Here is a 1,640-nt window from a genome sequence, read left to right on the forward strand (position 1 = left end):
AGATTTGTCTGGCGACCATAGTGCTGTAGTCCCACCTGTCCCCATTCCGAACACAGAAGTGAAATGCAGTAACGCCGATGGTAGTGCAACGTACGATTGTGTGAGAGTAGGTCATCGCCAGGCTTAATTTTTCCTGAAAAGGCCCGCTGAGTAAAAACTCAGCGGGCTTTGTCGCATCTGCACATCCCACAAATTCCTCCCCATCCGGGCCGGTCTGGCCCTGCGGTCCAGCCCGTCCCGGGCAGCCGCAAGGCAGCTGCAGCTGCCGCAACGGCTCCGCAGCGGCTGAGTCCCGTCCTTCATCTGTAAGCGCCATTACTTTCCATTGCTTTCTGTAAAGCATATCCCCCAGCCACCATAATCAATGCTCACGAGCTGCTAATGCTGTGTGCAGCTGAGCTGCATTGTGCTGCGCAGTACTGTACTACACTGAGTTGCGCTGCGCTGCGCTCATGCATGCAGCTGATCTGTTGTCGCAGCTCCAGTAAAGCTGTAACTGTCTGATAGCATAATGCTTTGCATCTGGTTATGTAGCGTACCGTATGGTTGAACTGACAAAGTAAGTTGCACGCGACCACGATTCAACTAATAACCAGCATAACTGTCTTCTCATTCATATGCTCTGGCATTGGCAATGTATGACTTGCCTTCATTCTGCATTTCGCAGAGGGTAAAAGTAACTCTGCTCCGAATGGCTCAATGCAGATCTGATCGAGCAGGCAGGGCGGCCGATGCTGCTGCATGAATATGATGAGTCAGGCAGTGGTGGCTGCAAACTGGAGCGCAGCTTCTGCAGGTACTTTCATTAGCCTGGCATTACTCATGAGGACTCGGCGCTCCAGCTGCTCAATGCAGATTTGAGCATGGACTGTACTGCGTATCCTTCTTTAGTGGCAGGAGCTACGGCCACTGCCGTGGCTGTTGCCCTGTTGAGTATTTTTCCCAACTGGCTTCATAAAGCGCTTTGCAAAGCCTGATCTTTTAACAGTAATGGAGCGGCTCTTTAGCTTCTGTTTGCGCTGTTATGGATGCTGGCAGGATAAATTGTACTGTGGTCAGGAGGAGGAAGAGCATACGCATGGGCATGAGCAGTGGTGTGAGCAGGTGCAGGAGCGGAAGCGAGAGCAGGAGCTGGTGCAGTGGCGGGAAGATTTTTGGGCTGAGGGTGGTCGTGGCCAGGAAAAAATTAAGGTGTGAATTCAAATTTTTTGGAGAGTGTCCTGGCTGGATGGGGGAGTTTCTGATCTGTTTGTGGAAATACTTTGACTAAATCTGGGGATGAATTTTCCATTTTATGGTGCCTGGGGAGGGAAAAACTGAAGATTTTTCAGAAAATTTTCAGGCTGTGACTTGTATCACAAAAGGGCATATCTTTGCGGTTTCCGACTCCCATGGGACGGTAAAATGTTAAGTTTGGGCAAAATTTTTTTAAAAAAGTTGTTGACGTGGGGTTGGAAATCATTAAAATACGTCTCCGCTGTCACGCACTGAGGCGTGAAGCTGCAAAAGCCCAGCGCTTTTGAGTTCTTTGAAAATCAGTAAGTACAGACAATCTGTGTGGGTTCTTTAAGTTAAGAACTTTGAGTTTTGCCAACAAACTGGCAACTGGTTACAGTTGCACTTCAAACGAATCATTAAAG

General features: G+C 49.0%; 1 rRNA gene. It reads left to right on the forward strand.

Annotation, left to right across the window (positions count from 1 at the left end):
• Positions 1-7 precede the first annotated feature (7 nt).
• Positions 8-123 (forward strand): 5S ribosomal RNA (gene rrf, locus MXE41_RS12930).
• Positions 124-1,640: the final 1,517 nt, after the last annotated feature.

It is taken from the genome of Anaerobiospirillum sp. NML120449 (genome assembly GCF_023051105.1).
Lineage (GTDB): Bacteria > Pseudomonadota > Gammaproteobacteria > Enterobacterales > Succinivibrionaceae > Anaerobiospirillum.